Origin of the sequence: Hymenobacter rubidus (assembly GCF_016734815.1) — a bacterium.
Taxonomy (GTDB): Bacteria; Bacteroidota; Bacteroidia; order Cytophagales; family Hymenobacteraceae; genus Hymenobacter; species Hymenobacter rubidus.
In genome coordinates, this window is the sequence record NZ_JAERQF010000035.1 from 22,510 (window position 1) to 36,692 (window position 14,183).

The window sequence follows — 14,183 nt, forward strand, 5'->3', positions numbered from 1 at the left end:
TGAGGTTCCCCGCGTCAGGCGAAGCGGTAGAGATGCTTCGACTGCGCTCAGCATGACGTTCTAAAAACCAGAATAACAGCTTTCCAATACCCATGTCCCTCCCCCTATCCGGCCTCCTAGTTATCGAGTTCAGCCAGTTTCTGGCCGCTCCCTCGGCGGGCCTGCGGCTGGCCGACCTCGGCGCGCGCGTCATCAAAATTGAGCGGCCAGACACCGGCGAGGCCGGCCGGCAGATTGCCATTAAAAACCTGTTTGTGGAAGGCAGCAGCCTGGTTTTTCATACCATCAACCGCAACAAGGAGTCTTACGCCGCCGACCTAAAAAACCCGGACGATTTGGCGAAAGTGAAGCAGCTGCTAGCCCGGGCCGACATCATGACCCACAACTTCCGACCGGGCATCATGGAGAAAATCGGCCTCGACTACGACGCTGTGCGGGCCCTCAACCCGCGCATCGTGTACGGCGTGGTGACGGGCTACGGCCCCACCGGCCCCTGGGCCGCCAAGCCGGGGCAGGATTTGCTGATTCAATCCATGTCGGGCCTCACGTATTTGTCGGGCACGAAGGACGACGGGCCGACGCCCTTCGGCATCGCCGTGGCCGACATCATTTGCGGCTCCCATTTCGCGCAGGGGCTGCTGGCGGCCGTGCTCAAGCGCGGCGAAACCGGCCAGAGCGTGCTGGTCGAAGTAAGCCTGCTCGAATCGGTGCTCGACATGCAGTTTGAGCTGCTGACCACCCACCTGAACGACGGCGGCCAGCTGCCCCAGCGCGGCGCGGCCCGCGGCACCGCCCACGCCTACCTCAGCGCGCCCTACGGCATCTACCAAACCCAGGACGGCCACCTAGCCCTCGCCATGGGCAATCTGGATAAGCTCGACGCCACCCTGGAAACGGGCATCCTGGCCGACTACCCCACCGCCGGCTCCTGGTTCGACGGCCGCGACGACATTGCCGCCCGCCTCGCGGCCGCCCTCCGCGAACAGCCCACCGCCGCCTGGCTGCAGCAGCTGGAGCCGCTGGGCATCTGGTGCGCCGAGGTGCTGAACTACCAGCAAGCCACCGCCAGCCCTGGTTATCAAGCACTTGGCATGCAACAGCTTGTGAATTTGACGGATGGCCAGCAATTAGCTACCACACGCTGCCCGATTCGGATTGATGGCGAGAAGCTGTATTCGGCCAAAGCCGCGCCCCGGCCGGGCCAGGATACGGCGGGTATTAATGCGGAATTTGGGCTGGGTTCGGCCCCCGCGTCAACCTCACCCCCTGACCCCCTCTCCAAAAGAGAGGGGGCACCGGATATGCCCGAACGAGAATCGTCAGGCTCCCTCCTCTCCGCGGGAGAGGGGGGCCGGGGTGATGAGGTGACCCGTCCTCGCAAAACCGGTGCCCCCTCTCTTTTGGAGAGGGGGTCAGGGGGTGAGGTTTCGTTAGGCAGACCGCTGGAAAACCTGCTGGTAGTCGATTTCAGTCAGTTCCTCTCCGGCCCTTCGGCGGCGCTGCGGCTGGCCGACCTGGGCGCGCGCGTCATCAAGATTGAGCGGCCCGAAACGGGCGACATCTGCCGGCACCTCTACACCTCGAACGTTATCATGAACGGCGAGTCGTCGGTGTTTCACGCCATCAACCGCAACAAGGAAAGCTTCGCGGCCGACCTCAAAAACGCCGCCGACCGCGCGCAGGTGTGGGAGCTGGTGCGCCGCGCCGATGTGGTGATGCACAACTACCGCCCCGGTGTGATGGAGCGCCTTGGCTTCGACTACGCCCGCGTGAAAGCCCAGAACCCCAACGTGGTATACGGCGAAGTATCCGGCTACGGCCCCGAAGGCCCCTGGCGCGACAAGCCCGGCCAGGACCTGCTGCTGCAATCGGTATCGGGCCTGACCTGGCTGAGCGGCAACGCCGACGCCGGCCCCGTGCCCATGGGCCTGTCCATCGTGGACATGCTGGCCGGCGCGCACCTCGCCCAAGGGGTGCTGGCCTGCCTGGTACGGCGCGGCCGCAGCGGCGCGGGCGGGCTGGTGCAGGTGAGCATGCTGGAATCGGCGTTCGATTTTCAGTTCGAAACCCTCACCACTTTCTTCAACGACGGCGGCGCGCTGCCCGAGCGCACCCGGCACAACAACGCCCACGCCTACCTCGGCGCGCCCTACGGCATCTACCAGACCAGCAACGGGTTCCTGGCGCTGGCGATGGGCTCGATTCCGAAGCTGGGCCAGCTGCTGAACTGCCCCGCACTGCTGAACTACCCCGAACCTGCCCAGGCTTTCACCCAGCGCGACGCCATAAAAGCCACCCTGGCCAAGCATCTGAAAACCGGCACGACCGAAGCCTGGCTGTCCATCCTGGAGCCCGCCGACATCTGGTGCGCCAACGTGCTGACCTGGGATAAATTGCTGGCGCACGAGGGCTTCGCGGCGCTGAATATGGTGCAGGAAGTGACGATGGCCGACGGCTACGCCTACCGCACCACCCGCTGCCCAATCCGCCTCGATGGCAAGCTGCTGACCTCCTCCAAAGGCTCCCCGCAGCTGGGCCAGGACAACGCGGCCCTGCTGCGCGAAATCATTGACCTTCAACCCACTCGCCATAATGCCTGAGCTGCCCCCGTTTCGGATTGCCGTGCGCCAGTTTGGCCCGTTTGAAAGTGCCATGGCGAAGCTGTGGGCCAGCTTCTGTGAGGAAACCGGCTGCGAGCTGGCCGTTGAAATGGTGCCGATGGATTTGCACCAGCTCTACGCCAGCCTGCTCACCGATAAGGGCCTGCAAAACGGCACCTGGGACGTGGCCCACATCAACACCGACTGGCTGCCCGAAGCCGCCAGCACCGGCGCCCTCGAAGACCTGACGCCCTACATCCGGCAGAATCCCCCAATGGATTTCCCCATTGGTTGGAGCCCCTCGCTGCTGGGCATGCAGCAGGTTGGCGATGCCGTGATGGGCCTGCCGTTTCACGACGGACCGGAGTGCCTGATTTATCGCAAAGACCTGTTTGAGAGCCCGCAGGAGCAAGCCCGGTTTCGGGAGCTACACGGCAGCCCGTTGGAGGTACCCGAAACCTGGGAGGACTTCCAGAAGGTGGCGCGCTTCTTCCAGCGGCCCGCCGACAACCTGTTCGGCTTCGTGGCCGCCGGCTTCCCCGACGGCCATAACACGGTGTTCGATTTCTGCCTGCACCTCTGGACGAGCGGCGGCCAGCTGGTCGATGCCCAGGGCCTCGTCCGCATCGACAGCGCGGCGGCGGCTGAGGGCCTCGCGTTCTACCGCCAGTTGCTGCGCGACCAGGCGGCCGGGCACCCGCAGACCATGCAGTACGAGTCGGTGGCGGCCGGCCAGGCCTTTGCGCGGGGCGAAGCGGCCCTGATGGTCAACTGGTTCGGCTTCGCGGCCGTGTGCGACGTGGATGCCGCCTGCCCGGTGCGCGGCTGGGTCGACATTGCGCGCATTCCGCACGGCGCGGGCGGGCAGTCGGCTTCACTAAACGTGTACTGGCTCTACGCCATCGGGGCGGGCAGCCGGCACAAGGCCGTGGCCTACGAGTTTCTGCGCTTCGCCACCCGCCCCGAAAACGATAAGCTCCTGACCTTGGAAGGCGGCATCGGCTGCCGCCTCTCCACCTGGCACGACGCCGAAATCAACGCCCTCGTGCCCTACTACCACAAGCTCGAAATGCTGCACCAGCAGGCCCAAAGCCTGCCGCCCAAAGCCAATTGGGCCCTGATTGCTGGCGTCATCGACGAGGTGGTGCTGCAGGCCATTAATACCGATGTGCCCGTGGCCGAGCTGCTTGCCGCCGGCCAACAAAAAATTAACGCGCTCGACCATGTTTAAGCTGGAAAACACCGAGATTCCCTACCTACCCGTGCTGCCCCGGCGGCCGCTGCCCATCGTCATCATCGGGGCGGGCGGCATTGTGCATGACGCGCATTTGCCGGCCTACCGCAAGGCCGGTTTTGAGGTGGTCGGCATCACCAACCGCACCCGGGCCCGGGCCGAAAAGCTGGCCGACGCCTGGGGAATCCCGCACGTGTACGACTCGGTGGCCGAGGCCGTGGCCCACGCGCCCGCCGACGCTGTGTACGACATCACCATCATGCCCGAGCAGTTCGTGGAAACGCTGGAGCAGCTGCCCGACGGCGCCGGCGTGCTGATTCAGAAGCCGATGGGCGACTACTTCTGGCAGAGCCAGGAAATTCTGGAAGTGTGCCGCCGCAAAAACCTGGTGGCCGCCATCAACTGCCAGCTACGCTTCGCGCCCTACGTGGCAGCCGCCCGCGAGATGTTGCGCCAGGGCCTCATCGGCGAGCTGTACGATATGGAAGTGCGCGTGACGCTGGAAACGCCCTGGGAGCTTTTCCCGCACGTGATGGTGCACCCGCGCCTCGAAATCCAGTACCACAGCATCCACTACATCGACCTGATTCGCAGCTTCCTGGGTGAGCCGCACCGCGTGCTGGCCAAGACGCTGAAGCACCCGGCCAAGGCGCTGTCGTCGTCGCGCTCCACCATTCTGTTTGACTACGGCGACACGATGCACGCCGTCATCAACACCAACCACGACCACTCCTTCGGCCCCGAAAACCAGGAGAGCTTCATTAAATGGGAAGGCACGAAAGGCGCCATCAAAGCCCGCATGGGCTTGCTGATGAACTACCCCCACGGCGTGCCCGACAAGTTCGAGTACTGCCTGCTGCGCGAGGGCGAAGCGCCGGCCTGGCACACGGTGGCGCTGGAAGGCTCGTGGTTTCCGGATGCTTTCATGGGCACGATGGGCAACCTGATGCGCTTCAAAAACGGGGAAACCGACGTGCTGCCAACCAGCGTGGAAGACGTGATAAAAACGATGGCCGTGGTAGAAGCGGCTTACGCATCAAGCGACGGTAATGCCCTAACGTAGCGCCTCACCCCCCGGCCCCCTCTCCGAAAAGGAGAGGGGGTGCCTGCCGATTACAACAACCTTTTAACACACATAGAATCACCCGCCTTTGTGCCGTTCTGGTATCCCCTCTCCTTTTCGGAGAGGGGGCCGGGGGGGTGAGGCGCTACGTTAGAACAACTAGAAATATGTACTTCAAATCCACCTTTTTCGAAGACTACCAACTCGGCGAGAAGCGCGTCACCCTCGGCCGCACCATCACCGAAACCGACTTTGTGGTCCACGCCGGGCACACCGGCGACTTCTTCCCCCATCACCTCGACGCGGAGTGGTGCAAAACCCAGCCCTTCGGCCAGCGCATCGCGCACGGCACCATGATTTTCAGCATCGGCATCGGCCTCACCGCCTCTGAAATCAACCCCGAAGCTTTCTCCAAAGGCTACGACCGGCTGCGGTTTATCAAGCCCGTTTTCATCGGCAGCACCATCCATTCGGAAGTCACGATTTCGGAGAAAGCCGGCCACAAAAACCCCGGCTACGGCACCGTGACCGAGCACGTGGAAGTCATCAACGAACACGGCGAAGTGGTGCTGGCCTGCGACCATTTGCTGGTGGTGAAATTGCGCGCCTAACTCCCTGACTCAACTCTCTAAAATCCCACCCCATGGCCCTTGCTCCTGCTTCTATTCCGCCACCGGTTGCCACTGGCGGCCCCGTTAGTGCACGCACATATCTGCTGCCGTTCAGCCTGGTGGTGGGCGTATTTTTTCTTTGGGGCATGGCGCACAGCCTGGACTCCATTCTGATTCCGCACCTCCAGAAAGCCTGCCAGCTCAACAACCGGCAGTCTACCTTAGTGGATACGGCCGTGTTTCTGGCTTACTTCCTGATGGCCATTCCGGCGGGAATTCTGCTCAAGCGGCTGGGCTACAAAGTCACCATCATTCTGGGCTTGCTGGCGTTTGCGGGCGGGGCCTTCCTGTTCGTGCCCGCCGCCGATGCCCGCTCCTACGGCCTGTTCCTGACGGCGCTGTTCATCATCGGCTGCGGGCTGACCACGCTCGAAACCGCTGCTAACCCCTACGCCGCCGTGCTCGGCCCGCCCGAGTCGGCGACGAGCCGGCTGAACCTGGCGGCCTCATTCAACGGGCTGGCCGTGTTCGTGGCGCCTATCATCGGGGCCAACCTGATTTTGTCGGGCAAAGAATACACGAAGGCCCAGCTGGCCGCCATGTCCGAGGCCGTCCGCACCACCTACCTCAACCACGAAGCCGCGGCCGTGAAGCTGCCCTACATTGTGCTGGGCTGCGTGCTGGTGGCCGTGGCGGTGCTGTTCTTTTTCAGCAAGCTGCCCGAGGTGCGGGCCGCCGAAGCCGAGCCGTCGGAAGGCGGGGGCTTCTTCGCGGTGCTCCGGCACCGGCACCTCACCTGGGCCGTGGTGGCGCAGTTTTTCTACGTGGGGGCGCAGGTGTGCGTCACGAGCTTCTTCATCCGGATGGCCAAGCAGGGGGCAGGCGTTGATGAGAAAACGGCCGGCTACTACCTGGCCGTGTACGGGCTGCTCTTCATGGTGGGGCGCTTCATTGGCACGGCCTTGCTGAAGTACATCGCCTCGCAGCGGCTGCTCTCGATTTATGCCGTGGTCGCCATGGCGCTGTGCGCGGTGGCCGTGTTCGGCGATGGCGCCTACGTCATCTATGCCCTGGGCGGCCTGGGCTTTTTCATGAGCATTATGTTCCCCACCATCTTCGCGCTGGGCATTGCCGGCCTCGGCGACGACACCAAGCCCGGCTCGTCGTGGCTGGTGATGTCCATCGTGGGCGGCGCCATCATGCCTCCCCTCATGGGCACCCTCATCGACCTGCGCGGCGATAATATCCAGATTGGCTACCTCGTCCCAATGGTCTGCTACCTAGTGATTCTGTTGTTTGGAATGTACGGCTACCGGGTGAAGGGACGACTGGTGTAGGCTTCGATTTCACAAACCAGAACGTCATGCTGAGCGGAGCCCAGTCGAAGCATCTCTACTGCTTCGTTGCAGACGGCAAAAATTACTTCTCCGGTAGAGATGCTTCGACTGCGCTCCGCTCAGCATGACGGTTAATATTAAAGCTCAATAACCACCCTATGAAAACCCGCTTGCTCCTCAAGGCGCTCCTGCTGCTCGCGCTGCCGACGCTCGGCCTGCTGCCAGCCCCGGTGCGTGCCCAGCAAGCGCCCGATTTGGAAGCCGCCTTCAAAAACCCACCTGAGGCGGCCCGGCCCTGGGTGTTCTGGTACTGGATGAACGGAGCCGTGACCCCGGCCGGCCTCACCGCCGACCTGGAGGCCATGAAGGAAGCCGGCATCGGCGGGGCGTACCTGATGCCGATTAAGGACGTAGAAAACCCACCGGCCATCTCGCCGCCGGCCCGGCAGCTCTCGCCGCAGTGGTGGGCCATGGTGAAGCACTCCATGCAGGAAGCCGACCGGCTGGGCTTGAAGCTGGCCATGCACGTCAGCGACGGCTTTGCGCTGGCCGGCGGGCCGTGGATTACGCCGGAGCTGTCGATGCAGCACGTCGTATCGGCCCAAACGCAGGTGACGGGTGGCCAAAAGCTGAGTCTGATGCTGCCCCAGCCGCCCCGGGTGCAGGGCTATTACCGCGACATTGCCGTGTACGCCTACCCTACGCCCACGGGCAGCGGCGCTTCAACGGCTACTGTTAAGCCGGTTATTACCAGCAGCCTCACCGGCGAAAACCTGGAGCTATTGGCCACGCCCGGCAACAAAAAGGGCTTCAAAACCAGCGAAACGGGCTGGATTCAGTACGCCTTCGACCAGCCGTTTACCTGCCGCAGCCTGCGCATTCGCTCCAACGGCTATAACTACCAGGCCAACCGCCTGCTGGTATCCGTGAGCGATGACGGCCGCAGCTTCCGGCCCCTCACGCGCCTGCACCCGCCCCGCAGCGGCTGGCAGGACAGCAGCGCCGTGACCCACGCGCTGCCCGCCACCACGGCCCGGTTTTTCCGCTTCGCCTACGACCCCGCCGGCTCGGAGCCGGGCGCCGAAGACCTCGACGCGGCCAAGTGGAAGCAGTCGCTGAAGGTGTCGGAAATCCAGCTCTCGGGCGCGGCGCGCATTCACCAGTTCGAGGGCAAAAACGGCGACGTGTGGCGCGTAAGCCAGCGCACCACGCCCGCCCAACTACCCGACGCGCAATGCGTGCCGTTGGGCAAAGTCATCAACCTCACCGACCAGTTCGACGCCACCGGCCGCCTGACCTGGACCGCGCCGCCCGGCCGCTGGACCATCCTGCGCATGGGCCATACCAGCACCGGCCAAATCAATACCACCGGCGGCGGCGGGCGCGGGCTGGAATGCGACAAGTTCAACCCCGTCGCCGTCAGCCTCCAGTTTGATAAGTGGTTTGGTGAGGCCGTGCGGCAGGGCGGGCCGGAGCTGGCGGCGCGGGTGCTCAAGGTCTTTCACGTCGATAGTTGGGAGTGCGGCTCACAAAACTGGTCGGCCAACTTTCCGGCCGAGTTTAAGGCGCGGCGCGGCTACGACCTGCTGCCCTGGCTGCCCGTGATGGCCGGCGTGCCGCTGGCCAGCGCCGACCAGTCAGAGCGGGTGCTTGCTGATGTGCGCCAGACCATTGCGGAGCTGGTGAACGACAAGTTCTACGTAACGTTGCGCGACCTGGCGCACGCCAAAGGCTGCACATTTTCGGCCGAGGCCATCGCGCCCACCATGGTGAGCGACGGCCTGCTGCACTACCAGCACGCCGACGTGCCGATGGGCGAATTCTGGCTGCGCAGCCCTACCCACGACAAGCCAAACGACATGCTCGACGCCATTTCCGGCGCGCACATCTACGGCAAAAACATCGTGCAGGCTGAAGCCTTCACGGAGCTAAAACTGGCCTGGGACGAGCACCCCGGCATGCTCAAAGCCTTGCAGGACCGCAACTACGCGCTGGGCGCCAACCGCCTGGTGTACCACGTGTTCGTGCACAACCCCTGGCTCGACCGCAAGCCGGGTATGACGCTGAGCGGCATCGGCCTCTTCTTCCAGCGCGACCAAACCTGGTGGAAACCCGGCCGCGCCTGGGTCGACTACGCCCGCCGCTGCCAGGCGCTGCTGCAGCTTGGTCGCCCGGTAGTGGACGTGGCCGTGTTCACGGGCGAGGAAACGCCGCGCCGGGCTATTCTGCCCAATCATTTGGTGAATGACCTGCCCGGCATTTTCGGCCCGCAAGCCGTGGCCGCCGAGCAAAAGCGCCTCGCCAACGCGGGCCTGCCCATGCGCGAGCAGCCGGAAAAAGTATCCGCCTCGGCCAACATGGAAACCGCCGACATGCTGGTAGACCCACTGCACGGCTACCAGTACGATTCATTCAACAAAGACGCGCTGCTGCGGCTGGCGAAGGTCGAAAACGGCCGCATCGTGCTGCCGGGCGGGGCCAGCTACGGCCTGCTGGTGGTGCCGGGGGCATTGAAAATGAGCCCCGACAGCAGCGCTATGTCGCCAGAAGTAGCGCAGCGACTGCGGGAGCTGGTGCAAGACGGGGCTGTTTTGTTACTAAATCGCCAGCCTACCCACTCACCTTCGCTTACTGGTTACCCAGGCGCTGATTTAGCGGTTCAACAAGGTGTATCGGGGTTACCTGATACGCTTGACTTTCATCCTCGCCCCGAATGGAAAGGCTACGTCATGCATAGCCCTTACAACCGTGCATCTTTCGCATCGTTGGGGCTTGCGCCCGACGTAGTTGCTACCATACCCAGTGGCCAGCGCGCCCGCAGTATCGCCTGGACGCACCGCGCCGCACCGGAGGTCGACATCTACTTCATTTCCAACCAACTCGATACGGCCCGCACCATCGACTTATCGCTGCGCGTGGCCGGGCGGCAGCCGGAGCTATGGGATGCGGTGACGGGCGAAACCCGCCCGGCTACCGATTGGAAGCTCGAAAACGGCCGCACCCTGCTACCGCTTCGCCTGGACCGCAACGGCTCCGTTTTCGTGGTATTTCGGGCGCCGGCCGCGCAGCCCAGCGCCCACGCCGGCCCCAACTGGCGAGAGGTACAGCCCGTGCAAACGCTTACCGGCGCGTGGCAAGTCCGTTTCGATACGAAGGCAGGCGGGCCGGCCGAGCCCGTCCTCTTCTCCCAACTGACCGATTGGAGCAAAAACGCTGACGCTAAAATCAGCCATTATTCCGGCACCGCCGAATACCGCCAGTCCTTCAAGTGGAAGCCCGCGAAAGGCCCGCAGCAACGCGTTTTCCTCGACTTAGGACAAGTCGCCAACCTCGCCGAAGTGCAGCTCAACGGCCAGCCCATCGGCATTGCCTGGACGGCTCCCTACCGCCTCGACATCAGCGAGGCCGTGAAAAAAGGCGCCAACCAACTCAGCATTCGCGTCACCAACACCTGGGCCAACCGCCTCATTGGCGACCAGGCCCTGCCCGCCGCCCAGCGCCAGACGTGGACGCCCGCGCCCTCCCCGGCCACGGGCAAGCCGCTGCTGCCAGCCGGGCTGCTCGGGCCGGTGATGCTTGGCATCGGCGGCAACCCCACCATTCCCATCCAAAACTGATGAACGACTATGCAGGTATTTCTTAAAAAACTTGGCCTTGGACTGATGGCGGTGGCTTTGGCCGGCCCCGTTTTCGCCCAGCAAAAGGCCCTCGTCAACACCTCCGCCAGCTCGCACGCCAAGCTGAGCAGCGTGGACATGGGCAGCGTGCAGTGGACCAACGGCTTCTGGGCTGAGCGGTTCGACGTGTGCCAGAAGTCGATGATTCCGACCATGTGGGCGCTCTACCACTCCGACCGCAACCACGCCTACAAGAACTTCGAGATTGCCGCCGGCCTGGCGAAAGGCGAACACAAAGGCCCGCCCTTCCACGACGGCGACTTCTTCAAATTGCTGGAAGCGCTGTCGGCCACCTATGCGGTGAACCACGACCCTAAGCTGGACCAGCAGCTTGACGAAGCCATTGCCTTGATTGTGAAGGTACAGCGGCCCGATGGCTACCTGAGCACCCAGAGCACCATCGCGGAGCTCAACAATCCGGGCCAGAAGGCGGCATTCAAGAACCGGCTGAATTTCGAGACCTACAACCTCGGCCACCTCATGACGGCCGGCTGCGTGCACTACCGCGCCACCGGCAAAACCACCCTGCTCAATGCCGCGAAGAAAGCCACTGATTACCTGTACAATTTCTACAAAACGGCCTCGCCCGAGCTGGCGCGCAACGCCATCTGCCCGGCGCACTACATGGGCGTGGTGGAAATGTACCGCACCACCCGCGACCCGCGCTACCTGGAGCTGGCCGAAAGCCTCATCAACATCCGCGGGCTGGCGGCCGACATCGGCACCGACGACAACCAGGACCGCCTGCCGTTCCGCCAGATGCAGAAGGCCGGGGGCCACGCCGTGCGGGCCAACTACCTCTTCGCTGGCGCGGCCGATGTGTACGCCGAAACCGGCGACCAGACCCTGCTCACGACCCTGAACAAGATGTGGGACGACGTGACCCAGCACAAAATGTACGTCACCGGCGCCTGCGGGGCCCTTTACGATGGCGTGTCGCCCGACGGCACGGCCTACAAGCCCGACACGGTGCAGAAAATCCACCAGGCCTATGGGCGCGACTACCAGCTGCCCAACCTCACGGCCCACGGCGAAACCTGCGCCAACATCGGCAACGTGCTCTGGAACTGGCGGATGCTGCAAATCACGGGCGATGCCAAGTACGCCGACGTGATGGAAACGGCGCTCTACAACAGCGTGTTGTCCGGCATCAGCCTCGACGGGCAGCGCTTCCTCTACACCAATCCGCTGGCGTACTCGGCCGATTTGCCCTTCGCCCAGCGCTGGTCGAAGGAGCGGGTCGACTACATCAGCCTCTCCAACTGCTGCCCGCCCAACGTGGTGCGCACCATCGCGGAGGTGAACAATTATATGTACAACACATCGGATAAAGGCCTGTGGCTGAACCTCTACGGCGGCAATAACCTGAATACGAAGCTCAAAGACGGCTCGCCCCTCAAGCTGACCCAGGAAACCAACTACCCCTGGGATGGCAGCGTGAAAGTGACCCTGCAAACCGCCCCGAAAAAGCCGTTTTCGTTGTTTTTCCGGGTGCCCGGCTGGAGCGAAGGCGCGGCGCTGGTCGTGAATGGCCAGCCCGTGGCCGCCACCCTCACGCCCGGCAAATACGCCGAAATCAACCGCCGCTGGAAGGCCGGCGACAAGGTGGAGCTGCAACTCCCGATGCCCGCGCAGCTGCTGGAAGCCAACGCCCTGGTCGAGGAAACCCGCAACCAGGTGGCCGTGCGGCGCGGACCGGTGGTCTATTGCCTCGAAGCCAGCGACCTGCCCGCCGGCGAGCCTCTCAGCGGCCTGATTGTGGACGCCAACACCGTTTTCACGCCGCGCCACACCACCATTGCCGGCGCTGATGTGGTGTGGCTGGAAGGCCAGACCACCATGGCCGACAACTCGGCCTGGAAGGGCCAGCTCTACCACCCGATTTCGAAGGAGAAACCCGCCTCCGTGCCGTTTAAGCTGGTGCCGTACTACGCCTGGGGCAACCGGGGGCTGCACGATATGGAGGTGTGGCTGCCGGTGAGCCGGTAGCAATTGATTTGTCACCCACACCTTTTACTGTCATGCAGAGCGCAGCGAAGCATCTCGCGTGCTTTGATTACCCCATGTCGTCCGCACAACTGAATTACTATCACCCGCGAGATGCTTCGCTGCTCTCTGCATGACCGACGCGACTTTAACCTGGTTTTCTCTATGAAGCTCAAGCCTCTTTTTCTTTTCTGTCTCACGCTGTTTCTCCCGCTGCTGAGCCACGCCCAGCTGCGCTTGGCCTCGCTCTTCACCGACAACATGGTGCTGCAGCAGCAGGCCGAGTGCGCGGTGTGGGGCTGGGCCAAAGCCGGCAGCACCATTGCCGTCAATCCCTCGTGGAGCAAGCAGAAATACACGGCCCAAGCCGACGCGGCCGGCAAGTGGCGGCTGAAGGTGAAAACGCCGGCCGCCAGCTATACTCCCTATACCCTGAGCATAAGCGGCGACGGCCCGGCCGTGCAACTCAAAAACGTGCTGGTGGGCGAGGTCTGGCTCTGCGGCGGGCAGTCGAACATGGAAATGCCCATGAAGGGCTTCAAAGGCCAACCCGTACTGGGCTCGAACGAAGCTATTCTGCATTCGAAGAACGACCAGCTGCGGCTCTACACCGTGCCTCGCTCGTCCGTCACGGAGCCGCAGGACAACAGCAAACCCTCGCCCTGGCGCCTGGCCGAGCCCGAAGCCGTGAGCAATTTCAGCGCCACGGCCTACTACTTTGGGCGGCTGCTGCAGGAGCAGCTTGGGGTGCCGGTGGGCCTGCTGCATTGCAGCTACAGCGGCTCCTTCATCGAAGCGTGGATGGACGCCGAGACGGTGCGGCAGTTTGCCGGGGTGAAGATTCCGGCCAAGGGCGACACCATCAAGCTGGTGAGCCGGACGGCGACCACGCTCTACAACGGCATGCTGCATCCCATTGAAGGCTATGGCATTAAGGGTGCTATCTGGTACCAGGGCGAATCAAACTACGACCGGCCCGACGAATACGAGAAGCTATTCGCGGCCATGGTGAAGCAGTGGCGCACGAAGTGGGGCATGGGCGACTTCCCCTTCTATTACGCCCAGATTGCGCCCTTCGACTACACCCGCACCTCCAAAAACAAGGGCGGCAAGTACAACTCCGCCTTCCTGCGCGACGCCCAGCGCAAGCTACAGGACCAGGTGCCTAACACCGGCATGGCCGTGCTGCTCGACGTGGGCGAGGAAACTAGCATCCACCCCATGCGCAAGGAGCCCGGCGGCACCCGCCTGGCCCTGCTGGCCCTGGCCCAGACCTACGGCCTGAAAGGCGTCGGCGCGCTGAGCCCGACCTACGAGTCGATGACGGTGAAGGACAACACGGTGGCCGTGCGCTTCAGGAACTCGCCCATGGGCATGACGACGTTTGGGCAGGAGCTCACGGGCTTCGAAGTCGCCGGGGCCGACCAGAAGTGGTACCCCGCTAAAGCGGCTATTGCGGGCAGCGTCATCAACGTTTCGGCCGAGGCGGTGAAGGTGCCCGTGGCGGTGCGCTACGCGTTCCAGGACTTCACCAAGGCTACTTTGTTCAGCAATGAAGGGCTGCCGGTGTCGTCGTTCCGGACCGATGATTGGGCGCAATGATTCTTTTTCCCAACGCCGTTTCCCGCAGAGGTGCGCAGTGTGTCCGCAGAGGTACGCTGAGCGGTTCTGGAAC

Annotated in this window: 8 protein-coding genes; all 8 read left to right on the forward strand. The window is 63.5% G+C overall.

What is annotated here, in order from left to right:
• The first annotated feature begins 92 nt into the window (after positions 1-92).
• The 8 genes from JKL48_RS23265 to JKL48_RS18925 all read left to right on the forward strand — a co-directional run bounded on the left by JKL48_RS23265 (position 93) and on the right by JKL48_RS18925 (position 14,110).
• Complete coding sequence (locus JKL48_RS23265; RefSeq protein ID WP_236668911.1) at positions 93-2,600, forward strand: CaiB/BaiF CoA transferase family protein; 2,508 nt, start codon at positions 93-95, stop codon at positions 2,598-2,600.
• Positions 2,593-3,831, forward strand: coding sequence for an ABC transporter substrate-binding protein (locus tag JKL48_RS18895; protein ID WP_201985989.1), 1,239 nt, complete (start codon positions 2,593-2,595; stop codon positions 3,829-3,831). The genes JKL48_RS23265 and JKL48_RS18895 overlap by 8 nt, the downstream gene beginning before the upstream one ends.
• Positions 3,824-4,897 carry a Gfo/Idh/MocA family protein gene (locus tag JKL48_RS18900; RefSeq protein WP_201985990.1) on the forward strand — a complete coding sequence of 358 codons (1,074 nt, stop codon included), beginning with the start codon at positions 3,824-3,826 and terminating at the stop codon, positions 4,895-4,897. Before JKL48_RS18895 ends, JKL48_RS18900 begins: the two co-directional genes overlap by 8 nt.
• A 167-nt stretch (positions 4,898-5,064) precedes the next feature.
• On the forward strand, positions 5,065-5,508 hold the full coding sequence (locus JKL48_RS18905) for a MaoC family dehydratase (RefSeq protein WP_201985991.1): 444 nt from the start codon (positions 5,065-5,067) through the stop codon (positions 5,506-5,508).
• A gap of 32 nt (positions 5,509-5,540) precedes the next feature.
• On the forward strand, positions 5,541-6,845 hold the full coding sequence (gene fucP / locus JKL48_RS18910) for an L-fucose:H+ symporter permease (protein WP_201985992.1): 1,305 nt from the start codon (positions 5,541-5,543) through the stop codon (positions 6,843-6,845).
• 158 nt (positions 6,846-7,003) lie between these two features.
• Positions 7,004-10,462, forward strand: a complete 3,459-nt coding sequence (locus JKL48_RS18915; RefSeq protein ID WP_201985993.1) for a glycosyl hydrolase — start codon at positions 7,004-7,006, stop codon at positions 10,460-10,462.
• A gap of 9 nt (positions 10,463-10,471) precedes the next feature.
• Entirely contained in the window at positions 10,472-12,511 is a 2,040-nt protein-coding gene (locus tag JKL48_RS18920; RefSeq protein WP_201985994.1) for an aceric acid hydrolase, read from the forward strand.
• A 162-nt stretch (positions 12,512-12,673) separates the two neighbouring features.
• Positions 12,674-14,110: a sialate O-acetylesterase gene (locus tag JKL48_RS18925; RefSeq protein WP_201985995.1), complete on the forward strand. Its 1,437-nt coding sequence runs from the start codon at positions 12,674-12,676 to the stop codon at positions 14,108-14,110.
• Positions 14,111-14,183: the final 73 nt, after the last annotated feature.

Excerpts from the sequence above, each read along its gene's own strand:
- JKL48_RS23265 (WP_236668911.1), top strand. The coding sequence starts at position 93 with ATGTCCCTCCCCCTATCCGGCCTCCTAGTTATCGAGTTCAGCCAGTTT.
- JKL48_RS18895 (WP_201985989.1), top strand. The coding sequence starts at position 2,593 with ATGCCTGAGCTGCCCCCGTTTCGGATTGCCGTGCGCCAGTTTGGCCCG.
- JKL48_RS18900 (WP_201985990.1), top strand. The coding sequence starts at position 3,824 with ATGTTTAAGCTGGAAAACACCGAGATTCCCTACCTACCCGTGCTGCCC.
- JKL48_RS18905 (WP_201985991.1), top strand. The coding sequence starts at position 5,065 with ATGTACTTCAAATCCACCTTTTTCGAAGACTACCAACTCGGCGAGAAG.
- fucP (WP_201985992.1), top strand. The coding sequence starts at position 5,541 with ATGGCCCTTGCTCCTGCTTCTATTCCGCCACCGGTTGCCACTGGCGGC.
- JKL48_RS18915 (WP_201985993.1), top strand. The coding sequence starts at position 7,004 with ATGAAAACCCGCTTGCTCCTCAAGGCGCTCCTGCTGCTCGCGCTGCCG.
- JKL48_RS18920 (WP_201985994.1), top strand. The coding sequence starts at position 10,472 with ATGCAGGTATTTCTTAAAAAACTTGGCCTTGGACTGATGGCGGTGGCT.
- JKL48_RS18925 (WP_201985995.1), top strand. The coding sequence starts at position 12,674 with ATGAAGCTCAAGCCTCTTTTTCTTTTCTGTCTCACGCTGTTTCTCCCG.